This window comes from Actinomadura madurae, assembly GCF_900115095.1.
GTDB classification, from domain to species: domain Bacteria; phylum Actinomycetota; class Actinomycetes; order Streptosporangiales; family Streptosporangiaceae; genus Spirillospora; species Spirillospora madurae.
Map to the genome: position 1 here is coordinate 360545 of NZ_FOVH01000007.1, position 18800 is coordinate 379344.

General features: G+C 75.5%; 16 protein-coding genes and 1 riboswitch. Of the genes, 10 read left to right on the forward strand and 6 right to left on the reverse strand.

All coding sequences use genetic code 11. The annotated features are described in order from the left end of the window. Genes BM339_RS21795 through BM339_RS21810 form a run of 4 tightly spaced genes read left to right on the forward strand, consistent with a single transcriptional unit; the run spans nucleotide 1 to nucleotide 4637 of the window. The gene (locus BM339_RS21795) at nucleotides 1-546 is read left to right on the forward strand and encodes a histidine phosphatase family protein (RefSeq protein ID WP_024935930.1); all 546 of its coding nucleotides are present in this window, start codon (nucleotides 1-3) and stop codon (nucleotides 544-546) included. Then, the gene (locus BM339_RS21800) at nucleotides 543-2705 is read left to right on the forward strand and encodes a VWA domain-containing protein (RefSeq protein WP_075022024.1); all 2163 of its coding nucleotides are present in this window, start codon (nucleotides 543-545) and stop codon (nucleotides 2703-2705) included. The genes BM339_RS21795 and BM339_RS21800 overlap by 4 nt, the downstream gene beginning before the upstream one ends. Before the next feature lies 1 nt (nucleotide 2706). Further along, nucleotides 2707-3309, forward strand: a complete 603-nt coding sequence (cobO, locus tag BM339_RS21805) for a cob(I)yrinic acid a,c-diamide adenosyltransferase (protein ID WP_021597718.1) — start codon at nucleotides 2707-2709, stop codon at nucleotides 3307-3309. Further along, a complete protein-coding gene (locus BM339_RS21810) occupies nucleotides 3306-4637 on the forward strand; it encodes a cobyrinic acid a,c-diamide synthase CobB (RefSeq protein ID WP_256255410.1) in 1332 nt (443 codons plus the stop codon). Before cobO ends, BM339_RS21810 begins: the two co-directional genes overlap by 4 nt. On the opposite strand, the gene cobN is transcribed toward BM339_RS21810, so the two are convergent. Beyond that, nucleotides 4592-8182, reverse strand: coding sequence for a cobaltochelatase subunit CobN (gene cobN / locus BM339_RS21815; RefSeq protein WP_021597720.1), 3591 nt, complete (start codon nucleotides 8180-8182; stop codon nucleotides 4592-4594). The genes BM339_RS21810 and cobN overlap by 46 nt on opposite strands. A 53-nt stretch (nucleotides 8183-8235) precedes the next feature. Continuing rightward, nucleotides 8236-8359, reverse strand: a riboswitch (cobalamin riboswitch). A gap of 71 nt (nucleotides 8360-8430) precedes the next feature. Between cobN and BM339_RS21820 the strand changes: the two genes are divergently transcribed. Genes BM339_RS21820 through BM339_RS21830 form a run of 3 tightly spaced genes read left to right on the forward strand, consistent with a single transcriptional unit; the run spans nucleotide 8431 to nucleotide 11629 of the window. Further along, complete coding sequence (locus BM339_RS21820; RefSeq protein WP_075022025.1) at nucleotides 8431-9525, forward strand: hypothetical protein; 1095 nt, start codon at nucleotides 8431-8433, stop codon at nucleotides 9523-9525. Then, nucleotides 9522-10142: a precorrin-8X methylmutase gene (locus tag BM339_RS21825; RefSeq protein WP_021597722.1), complete on the forward strand. Its 621-nt coding sequence runs from the start codon at nucleotides 9522-9524 to the stop codon at nucleotides 10140-10142. Before BM339_RS21820 ends, BM339_RS21825 begins: the two co-directional genes overlap by 4 nt. Next, entirely contained in the window at nucleotides 10142-11629 is a 1488-nt protein-coding gene (locus BM339_RS21830) for a precorrin-2 C(20)-methyltransferase (RefSeq protein WP_075022026.1), read from the forward strand. The genes BM339_RS21825 and BM339_RS21830 overlap by 1 nt, the downstream gene beginning before the upstream one ends. 7 nt (nucleotides 11630-11636) lie before the next feature. Here the strand turns inward: BM339_RS21830 and BM339_RS21835 are convergent, their stop codons facing one another. Genes BM339_RS21835 through cbiE form a run of 3 tightly spaced genes read right to left on the reverse strand, consistent with a single transcriptional unit; the run spans nucleotide 11637 to nucleotide 14313 of the window. Beyond that, nucleotides 11637-12359, reverse strand: a complete 723-nt coding sequence (locus tag BM339_RS21835) for a cobalt-precorrin-6A reductase (RefSeq protein ID WP_075022027.1) — start codon at nucleotides 12357-12359, stop codon at nucleotides 11637-11639. Beyond that, nucleotides 12344-13099, reverse strand: a complete 756-nt coding sequence (cobM, locus tag BM339_RS21840) for a precorrin-4 C(11)-methyltransferase (RefSeq protein ID WP_075022028.1) — start codon at nucleotides 13097-13099, stop codon at nucleotides 12344-12346. Before cobM ends, BM339_RS21835 begins: the two co-directional genes overlap by 16 nt. Beyond that, nucleotides 13096-14313 (reverse strand): precorrin-6y C5,15-methyltransferase (decarboxylating) subunit CbiE, encoded by a 1218-nt coding sequence (gene cbiE / locus BM339_RS21845; protein ID WP_075022029.1) that lies wholly within the window; start codon nucleotides 14311-14313, stop codon nucleotides 13096-13098. The genes cobM and cbiE overlap by 4 nt, the downstream gene beginning before the upstream one ends. 62 nt (nucleotides 14314-14375) lie before the next feature. Here cbiE and cobF point away from each other — a divergent pair, with 62 nt between their 5' ends. Beyond that, nucleotides 14376-15125, forward strand: coding sequence for a precorrin-6A synthase (deacetylating) (cobF, locus tag BM339_RS21850; protein WP_024936364.1), 750 nt, complete (start codon nucleotides 14376-14378; stop codon nucleotides 15123-15125). 13 nt (nucleotides 15126-15138) lie between these two features. On the opposite strand, the gene BM339_RS21855 is transcribed toward cobF, so the two are convergent. Continuing rightward, nucleotides 15139-16587, reverse strand: a complete 1449-nt coding sequence (locus BM339_RS21855; protein WP_075022030.1) for an MFS transporter — start codon at nucleotides 16585-16587, stop codon at nucleotides 15139-15141. Between the two features lie 140 nt (nucleotides 16588-16727). Here BM339_RS21855 and BM339_RS21860 point away from each other — a divergent pair, with 140 nt between their 5' ends. After that, complete coding sequence (locus BM339_RS21860) at nucleotides 16728-17180, forward strand: MarR family winged helix-turn-helix transcriptional regulator (RefSeq protein ID WP_021599135.1); 453 nt, start codon at nucleotides 16728-16730, stop codon at nucleotides 17178-17180. A 19-nt stretch (nucleotides 17181-17199) separates the two neighbouring features. After that, nucleotides 17200-18045: an LLM class flavin-dependent oxidoreductase gene (locus tag BM339_RS21865; RefSeq protein ID WP_024936362.1), complete on the forward strand. Its 846-nt coding sequence runs from the start codon at nucleotides 17200-17202 to the stop codon at nucleotides 18043-18045. Between the two features lie 9 nt (nucleotides 18046-18054). On the opposite strand, the gene BM339_RS21870 is transcribed toward BM339_RS21865, so the two are convergent. Then, nucleotides 18055-18795 carry an SIMPL domain-containing protein gene (locus BM339_RS21870; RefSeq protein ID WP_218163719.1) on the reverse strand — a complete coding sequence of 247 codons (741 nt, stop codon included), beginning with the start codon at nucleotides 18793-18795 and terminating at the stop codon, nucleotides 18055-18057. Nucleotides 18796-18800 lie beyond the last annotated feature (5 nt).

Genomic DNA, 18800 nt, shown 5'->3' on the forward strand with positions numbered 1-18800 from the left:
GTGCTGTTCGTCCGGCACGCGACGTCGGCGGGGATGCGGGAGGCCCGCTTCCCCGCCGGCGCCGCCGCCGACCCGTCCGCGCTGGCCAGGGCGCGGGCGCTCGCCGGGCGGCTGCCGGACGGCGCGTGCTGGACGTCCCCCGCGCCGGCCGCCCGGGAGACGTGCGCCGCGCTCGGGCTCGACGCCCGCGCCGAGGCGGCCCTCGCCGAGGCCGACCACGGCCGGTGGGCGGGCACCGCCTACGCGCGGGTGGCCGCCCGCGAGCCGGACGCGCTCGCGTCCTGGCTGGCGGACCCGCACGCCGCCCCGCACGGCGGCGAGAGCCGGGCGGACCTCGCGGCGCGGGTCGGCGCGTGGCTCGGCACCGGGCCGTCCGGCGTCGCCGTCTGCGACGCGGGCGTCATCCGGGCCGCGCTCGCCCACGCGCTCGGCATCGGCGTCCTCGCGGCCGACCGGATCGATCTCGCGCCGCTGTCCACCACAAGGCTGACCGCCGCCCGGGACGGCTGGCGGGTCGCGCACGTCAACCGGAAGGTCTCGGAGTGAACGCCACCTATCCGTTCAGCGCCGTCGTCGGGCTGGACGACCTGAAGCTGGCGCTGCTGCTGAACGCCGTCTCACCGCGGGTGGGCGGCGTGCTGGTGCGGGGCGAGAAGGGCACCGCCAAGTCGACGATCGTGCGGGCGCTGGCCGCGCAGCTGCCCGCCGTGGACACCGTGGCGGGCTGCCGGTTCGCGTGCGACCCGGCGGCGCCGGACCCGTCCTGCCCGGACGGGCCGCACGAGGCGGGCGGACCCGCCGAGCGGCGGCCGTCCGCGCTGGTGGAGCTGCCGGTCGGCGCGTCCGAGGACCGGCTCGCCGGGTCGCTGGACGTCGAGCGGGCCCTGACGGAGGGGGTGAAGGCGTTCGAGCCGGGGCTGCTCGCGGCGGCGCACCGGGGCGTCCTGTACGTCGACGAGGTGAACCTGCTGCACGACCACCTGGTGGACCTGCTGCTGGACGCCGCCGCCCTCGGCACCTGCTACGTCGAGCGCGAGTCGGTGTCGGTCCGGCACGCCGCCCGGTTCCTCCTGGTGGGCACGATGAACCCGGAGGAGGGCGAGCTGCGTCCCCAGCTCCTCGACCGGTTCGGGCTGACCGTCGAGGTGAGCGCGTCCAGGGATCCGAAGGAACGCGCCGAGGTCGTCCGGCGGCGGCTGGCGTTCGAGGCGGACCCCGCCGCGTTCGCCGCACGGTGGGCGGACGCGGAGGCCGCCCTCGCCGGGCGCATCGGCGCCGCGCGGGAGCGGCTGGAGGGCGTCCGGCTCCCGGACCGGCGCCTCGAACAGATCGCGGCGGTGTGCGCCGGGTTCGAGGTCGACGGGCTGCGCGCCGACCTGGTCACGGCCAACGCCGCCCTCGCGCACGCCGCCTGGCTCGGACGGGACGTGGTGACGGCCGACGACGTGCGCGCGGCGGCCCGGCTGTCGCTCCCGCACCGGCGCCGCCGCGACCCGTTCGACGCACCCGGCCTGGACGAGTCCCTGCTCGACGAACTCCTGAACAGCACGTCACCCGACGACGACCCACCACCCGACGGCCCCGCACCAGAAAGCGACACCCCGCCGGGAAACGAACCCGAGCAAGAGAACGCCCCCACGCAGGAGAGCGACACCGCCCAGGGAAACGGCACCACACAGGAGGGCGACACCTCACGAGGCAAGGATCCCGCGCAGGGACAGGACGCCACGCGGAGGAACGACCCCACCTTGAGAAACGACCCCGCGTGGAGGGACAACCCCGCGTGGGGCGACGACGGCGTGTGGGGCGGCGGTGATTCGGGGGGTGACGGCTCGGAGCGGGGCGCGGCGCCGGGTGAGGGCGGCGTGTCGGGTGAGGGGGCCGCGGATGGGACGAGCGGCGCGAATGGGGGCGAGCGGGTTGCGGTGGTCATGGCGCCGTATGCGGTGCCGTTGTTGGAGATTCCGGGGGTTGGTGAGGGGATCGCGGGGAGGCGATCGCGGGCGCGGACGCCTCGGGGGCGGGTCACCGGGGCGCGGCGCCCGGACGCGCGGGTTCGCGACCCGCACGTGGTCGCGACGCTGCTGGCCGCCGCGCCGCACCAGCGGGCGCGCGGCCGGGACGGCGCGGGCCTCGTGCTGCGGGCGGACGACCTGCGGGAGGCGGTCCGGGAGGGGCGCGAGGGCAACCTCGTGCTGTTCGTCGTGGACGCCAGCGGGTCGATGGCGGCCCGCCGCCGCATGACGACGGTGAAGACGGCCGTCCTCAGCCTCCTGCTGGACGCCTACCAGCGCCGGGACAAGGTCGGCCTGATCACGTTCCGGGGCCGGACGGCCGAGCTGGTCCTGCCCCCGACGTCGTCGGTCGAGGCGGGGGCGGCGCGGCTGCGGACGCTGCCGACCGGCGGGCGCACGCCGCTGGCCGCCGGGCTCGTCCGGGCGGCCGAGGTCCTGCGCGCCGAGCGGCTGCGGGACCCGGCGCGGCGCCCGCTGCTGGTGGTCGTCACGGACGGCCGGGCCACCGCGGGCGGCGACGTGGACCGGGCGGCGGGGCTGCTGGCGGGCACGGCGGGGATCGTCGTGGACTGCGAGTCAGGCCCGGTGCGGCTCGGCCTCGCGGGGCGGCTGGCGGTGCGGCTCGGGGCTCGGCTCGTCCCGCTGGACGACCTCGGCGGGGCCGTCCGCGATCACAGGAAGGCGGCCTGAGATGCCCCGGGGAAAGCCCGTGTCCGTCCCCGACGACGGCCTGACCACCCGGCAGCGCCGCAACCGGCCGCTGCTGATCGTCCACACCGGGCCGGGGAAGGGCAAGTCGACGGCCGCGTTCGGGATGGCACTGCGGGCGTGGAACCAGGGCTGGCCGGTCGGGGTGTTCCAGTTCGTGAAGTCGGCGAAGTGGCGCATCGGCGAGGAGCGGGCGCTGCGGGTACTGGGCGAGAGCGGCGAGGGCGGTCCGGTCTCCTGGCACAAGATGGGCGAGGGCTGGTCGTGGATCCGGCGGCCCGGCACCGAGGCGGACCACGCGGCGGACGCGCGGGAGGGCTGGGAGCAGATCAAGCGGGACCTGGCCGCCGAGACGTACCGCTTCTACGTGCTGGACGAGTTCACCTACCCGCTCAAGTGGGGCTGGATCGACCTGGACGACGTGGTCGCCGCGCTGGCCGGGCGTCCCGGGAACCAGCACGTCGTCGTCACCGGCCGGGACGCCCCGGGCCGGCTCGTCGAGGCCGCCGACCTGGTGACGGAGATGGGCAAGGTCCGGCATCCGATGGACGCCGGGCAGAAGGGCCAGCGGGGCATCGAGTGGTGATCCCCCGGCTGGTCGTCGCCGCTCCCTCGTCGGGGTCGGGGAAGACGACGGTCGCGACGGGGCTGATCGCGGCGCTGCGGGCGCGCGGGCTGAAGGTGTCGCCGCACAAGGTCGGCCCCGACTACATCGACCCCGGCTACCACGCGCTCGCGGCGGGGCGGCCGGGCCGCAACCTCGATCCCTGGCTGACCGGGGAAGACCGGGTCGGGCCGCTGTTCCTGCACGGTGCGGCCGGGTGCGACGTGGCGGTCGTCGAGGGGGTGATGGGCCTGTTCGACGGGCGCGGCGACACCGGGTTCGCGTCCACGGCGCACGTCGCGGAGCTGCTCGCGGCGCCCGTGGTGCTGGTGGTCGACGCGGCGCGGCAGAGCCGGTCGGTGGCGGCGGTCGTGCACGGGTTCGCGACGTTCGAGCCGGGCGTGCGGATCGGCGGCGTGATCCTGAACCGGGTCGGCTCCGACCGGCACGAGGAGCTGTGCCGGAGCGCGCTGGAGGCGGCGGGCGTGCCGGTGCTCGGCGCGATCCGGCGGGACGACGCGGTGGTCACGCCGTCCCGGCACCTGGGGCTGATCCCGGCGGCGGAGCGGGGGCCGGCGGCCGTGCGGGCGGTGGAGCGGCTCGGTGAGCTGGTCGGCCGCTCCTGCGATCTGGACGCGCTGCTCCGGCTGGCGGGCACCGCTCCCCCGCTCGCGGGGACGGCGTGGGACCCGGCCGGCGAGGTCGTCCCGGTGAAGGGCGGCCCGGTCGTCGCGGTGGCGGGCGGGCCGGCGTTCACCTTCTCCTATGCGGAGCACGTGGAACTGCTGCGCGCGGCGGGCGCCGAGGTCGCCGTCTTCGATCCGCTGCGCGACGAGGGCCTCCCGGACGGGACGGGCGCGCTCGTCATCGGCGGCGGCTTCCCCGAGGTGCACGCCGCCGACCTCGCCGCGAACGCGCCGATGCTCGCGGAGGTCGCCGCGTTCGCCGGGCCGGTCGCCGCCGAGTGCGCCGGGCTGCTGTACCTGTGCGAGGAGCTCGACGGGCTGCCGATGTGCGGGCGGGTGCCGGGACGGGCGGCGATGACGTCCCGGCTGACGCTCGGGTACCGGGAGGCGGTCGCGGTGGCGGAGTCGCCGCTGACCCGTCCGGGCGAGCGGTTCCGGGGGCACGAGTTCCACCGGACGGCGCTGTCCACCGGCGCGGCACCGCTGTTCCGGTGGCGGGACGGGTCCGACGGGTTCGGGGACGACCGCGTCACCGCGTCCTACCTGCACCTGCACTGGGCCGGACATCCGGAGGCGGCTCAGCGGCTGGTGTCGTCCTCCAGGTCGCCCTCGGCCTTGAGGTAGACCTCCTGGAGACCCTGGAGGATCTCCGGGTCGGGGTGCTCCCACATGCCGCGCTCGGCCGCCTCCAGGAGCCGCTCGGCGATGCCGTGCAGCGCCCAGGGGTTCGACTCCTCCATGAACGCGCGGTTCTCCTCGTCCAGGACGTAGGCGGCGGTGAGCCGGTCGTACATCCAGTCCGCCATGACGCCGGTGGTCGCGTCGTAGCCGAACAGGTAGTCGACGGTCGCGGCCAGCTCGAACGCGCCCTTGTACCCGTGCCGCCGCATGGCGGCGAGCCAGCGCGGGTTGACGACGCGGGCCCGGAAGATCCGCGCGGTCTCCTGCGACAGGGTCCGGGTGCGGACGGCGTCCGGGCGGGTGCTGTCCCCGACGTAGGCCTCCGGGGCCCGGCCGGTCAGCGCGCGGACGGTCGCGATCATGCCGCCGTGGTACTGGAAGTAGTCGTCGGAGTCGGCGATGTCGTGCTCGCGGGTGTCGATGTTCTTGGCCGCGACGGCGATCCGCCGGTAGGCGCTCTCCATGTCGGCGCGGGCGGGGACGCCGTCGAGGCCGCGCCCGTAGGCGTGGCCGCCCCACACCGCGTACACCTCGGCGAGGTCGGCGTCGTCGCGCCAGTTGCGGCTGTCGATGAGCGGGAGCAGCCCGGCCCCGTAGGCGCCCGGCGCGGACCCGAAGACGCGCAGCGTGGCCCGCCGGTCGTCCCCGTGCTGGGCGATGTCGGCCCGGACATGGGCCCGGACGTGGTTGTCGGTCTCGGGCTCGTCGAGCCCGGCGACGAGGCGGACGGCGTCGTCCAGCATCGCGACGACGTGCGGGAACGCGTCCCGGAAGAAGCCGCTGATGCGGACGGTCACGTCGATGCGCGGCCGGCCCAGCTCGGCGACCGGGATCGGCTCCAGCGCGGTGACGCGGCGGGACGCCTCGTCCCATTCCGGGCGGACGCCGAGCAGGGCCAGCACCTCGGCGACGTCGTCGCCCGCCGTGCGCATCGCGCTCGTCCCCCACACCGACAGGCCGACCGAGCGCGGCCATTCGCCGTGGTCGGCGCGGTAGCGGTCCAGCAGCGAGGCGGCCATCGCCTGCCCCGTCTCCCAGGCGAGCCGGCTCGGGACGGCGCGCGGGTCCACCGAGTAGAAGTTCCGCCCGGTCGGCAGGACGTTGACGAGCCCGCGCAGCGGCGACCCGCTCGGGCCCGCCGGGACGTAGCCGCCGTCCAGCGCGTGCAGGACGTGGTCGAGCTCGTCGGGCGTCCGGGCGAGGCGCGGGACGACCTCGGACGCGGCGAACTCCAGCACGCGGGTCACGGGTTCGCGGCGGCCCTCCGGGAGGCCTTCGGCGACGCGGGCGGCTGCGTCCACGGACCAGCCGGCGTCCTCCATGGCCTGGACGAGATCGCGGGCGGCGGCCTCGGCCGCGTCGACGTCACCGAGGGCCTCGCCGCCGTCCTCGCTGAGGCCGAGCGCCTCGCGCAGGCCGGGGAGCGTCTCGCGTCCCGACCACACCTGGCGGGCGCGGAGCATGGCCAGGACCAGGTCGACGCGGGCCGCGCCCTCCGGTGCCTCGCCGAGGACGTGCAGGCCGTCGCGGATCTGCGCGTCCTTCACCTCGCACAGCCACCCGTCCACGTGCAGGATGAAGTCGTCGAACTCGGTGTCGTGGGGACGGTCGTCCAGCCCGAGGTCGTGGTCGAGTCGCGCGGCCTGGATGAGCGTCCAGATCTGCGCGCGGATCGCGGGCAGCTTCGCCGGGTCCATCGCGGCGATGGTCGCGTGCTCGTCGAGGAGCTGTTCGAGGCGGGCGATGTCGCCGTAAGTCTCGGCGCGGGCCATCGGCGGGACCATGTGGTCGACGAGGACGGCGTGCGCCCGGCGCTTGGCCTGCGTCCCCTCCCCCGGGTCGTTGACGAGGAACGGGTAGATCAGCGGGACGTCGCCGAGCGCGGCGTCGGTGCCGCACGACGCGGACATGCCCGCCGCCTTGCCGGGCAGCCACTCCAGGTTGCCGTGCTTGCCGACGTGGACGATCGCGTGCGCGCCGAACTCGTCCGCCAGCCACCGGTACGCGGCCAGGTAGTGGTGGCTCGGCGGCAGGTCGGGATCGTGGTAGATCGCGATGGGGTTCTGCCCGAAGCCGCGCGGCGGCTGCACCATGACGACGACGTTCCCGGCGCGGAGGGCGGCGAGCACGATGTCGCCGTCCTGGACGAACAGCTGCCCGGGAGGCGCGCCCCAGTGCAGCTCCGTCTCGCCCCGGAGCACCTCCGGGAGGGTGCGGTACCAGCGCTCGTAGGACGCCGCCGAGATGCGGACCGGATTGCCCGCGAGTTGCTCTTCGGTGAGCCAGTCCTCGTCCTGCCCGCCGGCCGCGATGAGCGCGTGGACGAGCGCGTCGCCGTCCTGCTCCCGGACGCCGGGGAAGCCCTCGCCGAGGTCGTAGCCGGCCTCGTCGAGCCGCGCCAGCAGCCGCACGGTGCTCGCCGGGGTGTCGAGTCCGACGGCGTTGCCCACGCGGGAGTGCTTCGTCGGGTACGCCGACAGCATCACCACGACGCGCCGCTCGGCGGGCGGGGTGTGCCGCAGGCGCCCGTGCCGGACGGCGATCCCGGCGACCCGCGCGGCCCGCTCCGGATCGGCCCGGTAGACGGTGAGGCCGTCCTCGCCGGTCTCCTTGAACGAGAACGGGACGGTGATGATCCGCCCGTCGAACTCGGGGATCGCGACCTGCGACGCGGCGTCCAGCGGGGACAGGCCGTCGTCGCTCGCCTCCCACTCGGCGCGGCTCGTCGTGAGGCAGAGCCCCTGGAGGATCGGGACGTCCAGCGCGGCCAGGGCGCCCACGTCCCACGCCTCGTCGTCGCCCCCGGCCCCGGCCGTCGCGGGCCTGGTCCCGCCCGCCGCGAGGACGGTCACGACCAGCGCGTCCGCCTCCCGGAGCGTGTCGAGCAGTGCGGGCTCCGCCGTGCGGAGCGACGAGCAGAACACGGGAAGCGCCCGCCCGCCGGCGTCCTCGACGGCGTCGCACAGGGCCTCGACGAAGTCGGTGTTCCCGGCCATGTGGTGGGCGCGGTAGTAGAGCACGCCGATCACGGGCCCGTCACCACCGCGGGTCTCGCGCTCGACCCGTCCCCAGGCGGGCGCCGGCCGCGGCGGCGCGAACCCGCGTCCGGTCAGCAGCACCGTGTCCGACAGGAACGCGTGCAATTCGGCGAGGTTGGCGGGACCGCCGTGGGCGAGGTAGGCGTGCGCCTCGGCGCAGACGCCGCCGGACACCGTCGACAGTTCCATCAGTTCCGCGTCGGGGGCCTGCTCGCCGCCGAGGACGACGACCGGCCGGGGCCCCGCGAGCAGGGCGTCGAGCCCGTCCTCCCACGCCCGCCGCCCGCCGAGCAGGCGCACCACGACAAGAGCCGTTCCCTCGACCAGCCCGGGCAGATCGTCCACGGCGAGCCGCGCCGGGTTGCCCAGCCGGTAGTCGGCTCCGGACGCGCGAGCGCTCAGCAGATCGGTGTCGGACGTCGACAGCAGCAGCACGGTGCCAGCGGACACGGCCGTTCCTCCCCCTGGGGTCCTCGCCCCGGTCGCGGGTGTCGCGACGGCAGGAGTCTCCTGGCTCCCGGATCGATGCTCGCCCCGGCCTTCCCGTCCGTGCGGACAGTGGCCTCAAGCGGGGTTCGCTCCCCGGTCACAGTGGCGGGACCGCGCCGGATTCGCACCGGCTTCCTCCCATTGCCATCGCCTGCCCAGAACCCTACGGCAGCGCGGCCCGCCCGCAAAGTGTGGTTAACATCCTCCCCGTGCCGAATGTCAGAGCCCGCGCTGACGCGTGTCCCGGGGCGCTGCAGACTCACGACGCCGCCGACGGGGCGCTGGCGCGCGTCCGGGTGCCGGGGGGCGCGGTGTCGTCCACGCAGCTCAGAGTGCTCGGGGGCGCCGCCCGTGAGGTGGGCTCGGACGTCATCGAGCTGACGTCCCGGGGGAACCTCCAGGTGCGCGGCGTCCGCGACCCGGCGGCGCTCGCGGGGCGGCTGGAGGCCGCCGGGCTGCTTCCCGCTCCGTCCCATGAGCGGGTGCGCAACATCGTCGCCTCGCCGCTCGGCGGGCGCGGCGCGCACGGCGCCCTGGACACGGACCCGCTGGTCACCGAACTCGATCGGACGCTGTGCGGACGGCCCCTGCTGGCCGGGCTGCCGGGACGGTTCCTGTTCGCGTTCGATGACGGCACCGGCGACGTGGCCTCCCTGCAAGCGGACCTCACGCACACTCCCGGCGGGTTTCTGCTGGCCGGGGCTCCGAGCGTCCTGCCGTCCGACGACCCGGTCCGGACGATGGTCGCGGCGGCCGAGATCTTTCTCAGGATCCGCGGCGGCGCCTGGCGCCTGGCGGAGATACCCGACGGCCCGCGGCGTGTGGCGTCCGAACTCGGCGGAGAGCTGGTGGAGGCCGCGGCGGCCGCGGAGCCTCCGCGTCCGCACGCCGGGGTCATCCCGCAGCGGGACGGGCTGGTCGCGCTGGAGGCCGTCCCGCCGCTCGGACGGTTGTCCGGCGCGCAGGCCGAGGCGCTCGCCGGCATCGCGGACGAGGTCAGGGTGACGCCCTGGCGCGGCGTCGTCGTCCGGGACCTGGGCCCGGCGGACGCGCACCGCATCGCGGGACGGCTCGGCTCCGCGGGGTTCGCGACCGACCCCGATTCACCCTGGGTCGGCGTCACCGCGTGCACGGGAAGTCCCGGCTGCGCCAAGTCGCGGGGGGACGTGCAGGGAGAGGCCCGGCGATTCGTCGGCGGCCTGAGCCGCGCCCCCGAGACCCCCGTCCACTGGGCGGGATGCGAGCGGCGCTGCGGGATGCCCCGCGGTCCGGTCGTGCTGAAGACGGCGAAGGGACAGCAGTGATCGACTACGTCCGGGACGGCGCCGAGATCTACCGGCGGTCGTTCGCGACGATCCGTGCGGAGGCCGACCTGTCGGGGCTGCCGGACGACGTGGCGCGGGTCGCCGTGCGGATGATCCACGCGTGCGGGATGACCGACCTCGTCGAGGATCTGGTGTGGTCGCCGGGCGTGGTGGGGCGGGCACGGGCGGCGCTGCTGGACGGCGCGCCGATCCTCTGCGACGCGCGGATGGTCGCGTCCGGTGTCACGCGGGCCCGGCTGCCCGCGGGCAACGAGGTCGTGTGCACGCTGGGCGAGCCGGGCGTGCCCGAACTGGCCGCGCGGCTCGGCACCACACGCAGCGCGGCCGCCCTGGAGCTGTGGCGCGACCGGCTGGACGGGGCGGTCGTGGCCGTCGGCAACGCGCCGACCGCGCTGTTCCGGCTGCTGGAGATGGTCGAGGAGGGCGCGGGACGTCCGGCGGCGGTCATCGGCGTGCCGGTCGGGTTCATCGGCGCGGCGGAGTCGAAGGAGGCGCTCGCCGCGAGCGGCCTCGACCATCTGGCGGTGCGCGGGCGGCGCGGCGGCAGCGCGATGACGGCGGCGGCGGTCAACGCCGTCGCCAGTGAGGCGGAGTGATGGCGGGACGGCTGTTCGGCGTGGGGGTCGGGCCCGGCGATCCGGAGCTGGTCACGGTGAAGGCGGCGCGGCTCATCGGCGACGCCGACGTCGTCGCCTTCCATTGCGCGCGGCACGGCCGCAGCATCGCCCGGTCGGTCGCCGAACCGTACCTGCGCGACGGCCAGGTCGAGGAGCAGCTCGTCTATCCGGTGACGACCGAGACGACCGACCATCCGGGCGGCTACGAGGGGGCGCTGGACGAGTTCTACGCCGATTGCGCCGCCCGTCTCGCGGCCCACCTGGACGCGGGACGGACGGTGGTGGTCCTGAGCGAGGGGGACCCGCTGTTCTACGGGTCCTACATGCATCTGCACAAGCGGCTCGCCTCGCGCTACCCGACCGAGGTGGTGCCCGGCGTGACCTCGCTGAGCGCGGCGTCGGCCGCGGCGGGACGCCCGCTGGCGGAACGGGAGGAGACGCTGACCGTCCTGCCCGGCACGCTGCCCGGCGAGGAGCTGGCCGAACGGCTGCGGGACACCGACGCCGCGGCCGTCCTCAAGCTGGGCCGGACGTTCCCGAAGGTCAGGCAGGCGTTCGAGGACGCCGGAAGGCTCGGCGACGCCTGGTACGTCGAGCGGGCATCGTCCGAGCGGGAGCGGGTCGTGCCGCTCGCCGACGTCGATCCGGCGGACGTCCCGTACATGTCGCTCGCCCTGCTGACGAGCCCGGCGGAGAAGTCCTTCACCGCGCCGCCCCCCGGACCGGCTCACGGCTCCGGCGCGGTCACGGTCGTCGGGCTCGGCCCGGCGGGACGGCCGTGGCTCACCCCGGAGGCGCAGGACGTCCTCGCGTCCGCGACCGACCTCGTCGGCTACGGCCCCTACCTGGACCGGGTCCCCGCGAACCCGCGCCAGCGGCGGCACTCGTCCGGGAACCGGGTGGAGGCCGACCGGGCGCGGCAGGCGCTGACCCTCGCGCGGGACGGGGCGCGGGTGGCCGTCGTCTCGTCCGGCGATCCGGGCGTGTTCGCGATGGCGGCGGCCGTGCTGGAGGTCGCGGCGGAGGACGAGTTCGCGGACGTGCCGGTGCGGGTCGTGCCCGGCCTGACCGCCGCGCAGGCCGTCGCGGCACGGGCGGGCGCCCCGCTCGGGCACGACTTCTGCGTCCTGTCGCTCTCGGACATCCTCAAGCCGTGGGACGTCATCGCGCGGCGGTTGCGGGCCGCCGCCGAAGCCGATCTCGTGCTGGCCCTCTACAACCCGGCGTCCAGCCGCCGCAGGCACCAGCTCCCGGCGGCGCGCGACCTGCTGCTGGAGCACCGCTCCCCCGAGACGCCGGTCGTGGTCGGACGCGACGTCGGCGGCCCGGAGGAGAGCGTCACCGTGACGACGCTCGGGAAGCTGGACCCCGAGGACGTCGACATGCGCTGCCTGCTCATCATCGGCTCGTCCACCACCCGCGTCACCGATCAGGGCGTCGTCTACACCCCGCGCCGCCACCCCTGAACCCGCTCTACCCCTGAACCCACACGGCGGCGGCCGCCACGTCGTCCGCCGTCCGCACGCCCGCGGGGAGCGGCGGGCGGTCGACCATGAGGACCGGGATGCCCGCCTCGCGGGCGGCGGTGAGCTTCGCGCGCGTCATGGCGCCGCCGCTGTCCTTGGTGACGAGCACGTTCAGGCGGTGCTCGCGGATCAGGGCGCGCTCGCCGTCCACCGTGTAGGGGCCGCGCGCCAGCAGAACGTGCACGTTGGACGGGACGGGCGGCTCCGGCGGGTCGACCGACCGGGCGAGGAACCAGGCGTCCGCCCGGGCGGCGAACACCGGAATGCCGCGACGGCCCGTGGTGAGGAAGACACGGGCGTCATCCGCGAGCGCACGCGCGGCGTCGGCCAGGGACGGGACGCGCCGCCAGTCGTCGCCGTCCTCCTCGTGCCACCCCGGCCGGCGCAGCGCGAGCAGCGGCACGCCCGTCATCTCCGAGGCGCGGGCGGCCGAGGCGCTCATCCGCTCCGCGAACGGATGCGTCGCGTCCACAAGGCGGTCGATCCGGTGCTCGCGGAGCCACGCGGCCAGGCCCTCCGCGCCGCCGAACCCGCCGATGTGCACCTCCCCCACCGGCAGGCGGGGGTCGGACACGCGTCCGGCCAGCGACGACACGACGTGCACGTCCGTCAGGGAGGCCGCGAGGGCACGTGCCTCGGCCGTCCCGCCGAGGATCAGGACGCGCCGCACGCTCGATCCCGGTCCGCGCTGTAGAGGTGGCTGTCGGGGAAGGCCGACGCCGTCAGGACGCGGCCGACGACGATCACCGCCGTGCGCGTCACGCCCGCCGCGCGCACGCGGTCCGCGATGTCGGCGAGGGTGCCGCGCAGGACGACCTCGTCCGGCCGGGTGGCGCGGGCGACGACGGCGACCGGGCAGCCGGCGCCGTAGTGCGGCAGCAGCTCGGCCGCCACCGCGTCGATGCGCTGCACGGCCAGGTGCAGGACCATCGTGGCCCCGCTCGCGCCGAGGGTCGCCAGGTCCTCGCCGTCCGGCATCGGGGTCGCGCGGACGGCGGTGCGGGTGAGGATCACGGTCTGGCCGACGCCCGGCACGGTCAGCTCCCGCCCCAGCGAGGCCGCCGCCGCGGCGAACGCGGGGACGCCCGGCACGACCTCGTACGGCACGCCCGCCGCGTCCAGGCGCCGCATCTGCTCGGCGACGGCGCTGAACACCGACGGGTCGCCGGAGTGCAGGCGCGCGACGTCCAGGCCGTCTCGGTGCGCCGCGGTGATCTCGGCGACGATCTCGTCGAGGGTCAGGTTCGCGGTGTCGACGAGGCGGGCGCCGGGCGGGCAGGCGTCCAGCAGCTCGCGCGGCACGAGCGACCCCGCGTACAGGCACACCGGCGCGGACTCCAGCACGCGCAGGCCGCGCACGGTGATGAGGTCGGCGGCGCCGGGGCCGGCACCGACGAAGCGGACGGTCACGCCGGATCCTTGCGGACCGTCCAGAGCGTGACGGGCAGCGCGGAACGCCAGGCCGTGAAGCCGCCGAGCCGGCCCGCCCGCTCGACGGCGACGCGGACGAGCTCGCCGCCGCGCTCCGCGCGCGCCTCGACCAGCCTGACCTCGGATTCGAGGGTGACGGCGTTGGCGACGAGCCGTCCGCCCGGCTTCAGCGCGTCCCAGCAGCGCTCCAGCAGGCCGGCGCGGGTGAGCCCGCCGCCGATGAACACCGCGTCGGGCGCGGGGAGGCCGTCCAGCGCGTCCGGGGCCTCGCCCTCGACGACCCGCACGCCAGGCACGCCGAGCGCGGCCGCGTTGCGGCCGATCCGCTCCGCCCGGCCGGCGCTGCTCTCGATCGCGACGGCCGCGCAGGTCGGGTGGGCCCGCGCCCACTCGATCGCGACGCTCCCGGTGCCGGCGCCCACGTCCCACAGCAGCTCGCCGGGCAGCGGAGCCAGCCGGGACAGCGTCACCGCGCGGACCTCGCTCTTGGTGATCTGACCGTCGTGCTCGAACGCGTCGTCGGGCAGCCCGGCCGTGCGGGGCAGCGGCGCGGCGTCCGGGCCCGGCACGCACTCGACGGCGGTGAGGGTGAGCGCGGACGCGGCGGGCTCGGTCCACTCCTGCGCCGTCCCCCGCTGGACCGTCTCCTCCGCGGCCCCGAGATCGCACAGGACGGTCATCCGGCTCGGCCCGAAGCCGCGGCCGGACAGCAGCGCGCCGACGATGATCGGGGCCTCCCGCCCGGCGCCGAGCACGAGGAGGCGGCGGCCGGGGGCGACGGCCGCGTTCAGGACCGCGGCGGGACGCCCCACGATGCTGAGGACGTCCACCCGGTCCAGCGGCCAGCCGAGCCGGGAGCAGGCCAGCGACGCCGAGGACGGGTGCGGCAGCACGCGGAGCCGGTCGGCGCCGAGCATCTCCGCGAGGGTGGAGCCGATGCCGTGGAACATGGGGTCGCCGCTCGCCAGCACCGCGACCTCGCGGTCCGCGTACTTCTCCAGCAGGCCCGGCAGGGCGGGCAGCAGCGGGGACGGCCAGGCGACCCGCTCGGGCTCCTCGACGGGGACCAGGCCGAGCTGCCGGTCGTTGCCGAAGAGCACCTCCGCCTTCCGCACCGCCTCGCGCGATTCCTCGGGGAGCCCCTGCCACCCGTCGGCGCCGATTCCGACGACGGTGATGACGCGCGTGTCCACTGTCCTCCTCGGGGGGAAACGGGGCGACAAGCCTATCGGAGGCGCTCTGGCACACTGGCGGCGTGAAGCGGCTCTCGATCATCGGCATCGGCGCGGGCGACCCCGACCAGCTGACCTTCCAGGCGGCCCGGGCCATCGCCGCGGCGGACGCGTTCCTCCTCGTCGACAAGGGCGGGGCGAAGCACGACCTGGGCGACCTTCGGCGCGCCCTCATCGCCGAGCACGGCCGGGCCCCGTACCGGATCGTCGAGGCCCGCGACCCCGAACGCGACCGCACCGCCGCCGCCTACACCGCGGCCGTCGAGGACTGGCGCTCCCGCCGCGCGCGGATCTACGAGTCGTTCGTCGACGGCGAGCTGGCCGACGGGGAGACCGGCGCGCTCCTGGTCTGGGGCGACCCGGGCGTCTACGACAGCACCCTCGCGGCGCTGGAGGAGGTCGGCGCCGAGTTCGAGTACGAGGTGATCCCGGGCATCAGCAGCGTGTCGGCGCTCACCGCCCGGCACCGCGTCGGCCTGACGCGGGTGGGGCGTCCCGTCCACATCACCACGGGCCGCCGCCTCGCCGCCGAGGGCGCCACCGCCGACGACGTCGTCGTCATGCTCGACGCGCACTGCTCGTTCGCCGAGGCGGGACCCGGCTTCCACATCTACTGGGGCGCCTACCTCGGCACCCCCGACGAGATTCTCATCGAGGGGCCGGTCGCGGAGGTCGCGGACGAGATCCGCGCCGTCCGGGCGCAGGCCCGCGCCCGGAAGGGCTGGATCATGGACACCTACCTGCTGCGCCGCGCCGGCGGCGACGCCCGCTGAACGCGGGCGCGGCTCAGGCCTTGGTGGGGGCGTGCGCCTCGGCCGTGACGGCGTGCCCGGCGGCGGCCGGGGCGGCACGCCGCGGCAGGGCCAGCGCGGTCAGGGCGGCGGCGAGGGCGACGCCGCAGCCGATCATCATGCCGGTGCGGAACCCGTTCTCGGACGGCAGCGTGTGCCCGCCGAGGTCGACGGTCATGTGGGCGAGGACGACCCCGACCACCGCCGCCGACACCGTCGTCCCGATCGAGCGCATGAGCGTGTTGAAGCTGTTCGCCGACGCCGTCTCCGACCGCGGCACGGCCCCGATGATCAGCGCGGGCATCGCCCCGTAGGCGAGCGCGACCCCGACGCCGCAGATGCAGGTGACGACGAGCAGCCCCCACGCCGACCCCATCAGGACGGCCGACGACCCGTAGCCGAGCGCGATCACGAGGCTGCCGGTGACCAGCGTCGTCTTCGGGCCGCGGGCGCTCGACAGCCGGGCGCCGAGCGGTGAGACGACCATCATCATCAGGCCGCTCGGGACCATCCACAGGCCGGCCGCCAGCATCGACCGGCCCAGCCCGTAGCCGGTGGCCTCGGGAAGCTGCAGGAGCTGCGGGACGATGAGGGCCTGGGAGTACATGGCGACCCCGATGACGATCGACGCCGCGTTGGTGACGAACACCTGGCGCCGCGCGGTGATCCGCAGGTCCACCAGCGGATCGCGGGTGCGCAGCTCCCAGAGTCCCCAGATCAGGGTGACCGCCACCGAGGCCGCGAGCAGCCCGAGCGTCGTGCCGCTCGTCCAGCCCCAGTCGGCGCCCTTGGAGACGGCGAGCAGCAGGCAGACGAGCGCGGTGCCGAGCCCGAGCGCCCCGGGGATGTCGAACCGGCCCCGCGCGCCCGGCGGGATCGCGGGCACCAGCAGCCAGATCAGCACGCCGATCAGCAGGGCCAGCGCGGCCGACCCCCAGAACAGCGCGCGCCAGCTCAGGTTCTCGGCCACCGCCGCCGAGACCGGCAGGCCGAGGGCGCCGCCGATGCCCATCGACGAGCTCATCAGCGCGATCGACGGGCCGAGCCGCTCGGGCGGCAGGACGTCCCGCAGCGCGCTGATGCCGAGCGGGATCATGCCCATGCCGAGGCCCTGCATGCCGCGCCCGGCCACCATCGGGACCAGCGAGCCGGACAGCGCGCAGATCACCGACCCGGCGGTGAGCGGCACCGCGCAGGCCAGCAGGACGCGGCGCTTGCCGTACAGGTCGCCGAGGCGGCCGATCACCGGCATCGCGACCGCCCCCGCCAGCAGCGTCGAGGTCACCACCCAGGACGCGTTGGAGGCCGTGGTGTCCAGCAGGCGCGGCAGTTCCGCGATCAGCGGCACCACCAGCGTCTGCATGAACGCCGCGACGATGCCGGCCACCGCCAGCACGGCGACGACGCCGTTCCCCGACCGGGCGGACGGCCTGGAATCGTCCACGTGGATCTCCCTGCTTCTCGGCGACACCGGCGTGTGCACGCTACATATGATGTGCTGAATGCACAACGTGTGTATGACACATATCACTGTGGTATGCATGCACACGGGACCTCGGGAACGGAGGCGCCGGAAGGAACCGCATGGACAAGCCCACGGACCTGATCGAGTACGAGACGATGCTGCTCGGGCGGCACAGCCTGGCCACCCGCCGGTCCCGGCGCGAGGGCGGCCTGCTGGAGCGCAGCGCCTACATCCTGCTCAGCCGCGTCCGCATCGAGGGCCCGATGTCGATCCGGCAGCTCAGCGAGGCGTTCGACCTGGACCCCTCGACCCTCAACCGGCAGACCTCCGCCATGCTCCGCGACGGCCTGGTCGAGCGCATCCCCGACCCCGAGGGCGGCATCGCCCGCAAGTTCCGCATCACGGCCGAGGGGGAGCGCCGGCTGGACGCCGAGCGCGCCCAGATCGTCACCGGCATCGACAAGATCATGGCCGACTGGACATCGGACGAGGTCGCCGCCTTCGCCGCCTTCCTCCAGCGCTTCAACACCGACATCGAGCGGCTGGCCGGCCATCCCTGGCCGCGCCCCTGACGGCGGCTAGCCTCGGATGATGCGCTTCGGAGTCAACGTTCCCAACTTCGGCCCCGGCACCGACCCGGGCGTCCTGCGGCAGTGGGCGCGGACGGTCGAGGGCCTCGGCTTCGACCTGCTGATGGTCTCCGACCACGTCGCCATCACGCCCGACGTCGCCGAGCAGTACCCGGCGCCGTTCTACGAGCCGTTCACCACGCTCTCCTGGCTGGCGGGCGTGACCGACCGGGTGCGGCTGGGCACCACCGTGCTCATCGTCCCCTACCGGCACCCGCTGCTCGTCGCCCGCATGGCCGCCAACCTCGACGACCTCAGCGGCGGGCGGCTGGTCCTCGGCACCGGCGTCGGATGGGCGCGCGAGGAGTTCGCGGCGCTCGGCGTCCCGTTCGGCCGCCGGGGCGCCCTGACCGACGAGTACCTGCAGACGATCCGCACCGCGTGGGAGCACACCGCCGACTACCGCGCCGGGCGGATCCCCCTCTGGATCGGCGGGCACAGCGACGCCGCGCTCCGCCGGGCCGTGCGCCTGGGCGACGCGTGGCACCCGCTGCGCTTCACCCTCCCGTGGCTCCAGGACGCCCTGGAGCGCCTGAAGACCATCGCGGACGACCATGGCCGCCCGGTTCCCGCGCTCCAGCCCCGCATCCTTCTCCGGCTGACGCGGTCCCCCGTCACCCGGCCGGACCGCCTCGCCGGCGAGGGCACCATCGAGCAGGTGGCGGACGACCTCGACCGGCTGCGGGCCCTCGGCGCCGACACGGTCGTCCTGGACCCCTTCAACGGCGATCCCGACGAGACCCTGCGCCCCACCACCGCGTGGCGCGACCTCGCCGCGGTCGCCGCCCTCGGCAACGCGGCCGGCTGACCGCGGGTGTCAGTCCCGCGCGATCGAGAACCCGAGGATGACGGCGGCGGAGACCACCACATGTCCTGGAGCGAGATCCTGCGGGGACGCGGCACCGCCGGAGCCGTGGCCCCGGTACCGCTCGAAGCCGGCCCCCTCCGGGTCCACGTCGTCGATGTGGATGACGGCGCCGATCCGGACCCCGGCGGCCTCCGCGTACAGCTCCGCCTTGCGCCGGGCCGCCGTCACGGCCTCGCGGCGCGCCTCGGCGCGCAGGTCGCCCTTGCCGGTCACGTCGAACTCGACGGCCTCGATCTCGTTGGCGCCGGCGGCCACGAGGTCCACCAGCAGGCCCTGCACGTCGTCGAGATCGGCGGACTCGACGGAGAACGCCGCCTGGCACTCGTAGCCGAGGAACTTGCGCTCCGACCCGTAGCTCCACGAACTCTTCAGGCCGAGCCGGGAACGCTCGACGGCGCCGTCCGCCACGCCGTGCCCGCGGAGCGCCCGCCGCACCGCCTGCACCGCGTCGCTGGCGACCGCGAACGCGTCCGACGGGGTCTGCTCCACGCGGATCACTTTGAACCGGGCCCGCACCAGGTCCGGCGCCGCCTTGACACTCGCCGCGCCGTACGCGGTCACGCCCCACGGGCGTTCCACCATCTGCATGGCGATGATCCAACCATCGATGATCCGCACGGGACGGCCTTTCCCGTACCGGCGGGACGGGACCGGACCGGAGGCGGCGCCGAGCACGAGGCCGCGGCCCATCTTCG

Bases quoted from the DNA above. Each gene is read 5' to 3' on its own strand.
- cobO (WP_021597718.1), top strand. From the start codon at position 2,707: ATGCCCCGGGGAAAGCCCGTGTCCGTCCCCGACGACGGCCTGACCACC.
- BM339_RS21830 (WP_075022026.1), top strand. From the start codon at position 10,142: ATGGCGGGACGGCTGTTCGGCGTGGGGGTCGGGCCCGGCGATCCGGAG.
- BM339_RS21860 (WP_021599135.1), top strand. From the start codon at position 16,728: ATGGACAAGCCCACGGACCTGATCGAGTACGAGACGATGCTGCTCGGG.
- BM339_RS21865 (WP_024936362.1), top strand. From the start codon at position 17,200: ATGCGCTTCGGAGTCAACGTTCCCAACTTCGGCCCCGGCACCGACCCG.
- BM339_RS21870 (WP_218163719.1), bottom strand. From the start codon at position 18,795: ATGGGCCGCGGCCTCGTGCTCGGCGCCGCCTCCGGTCCGGTCCCGTCC.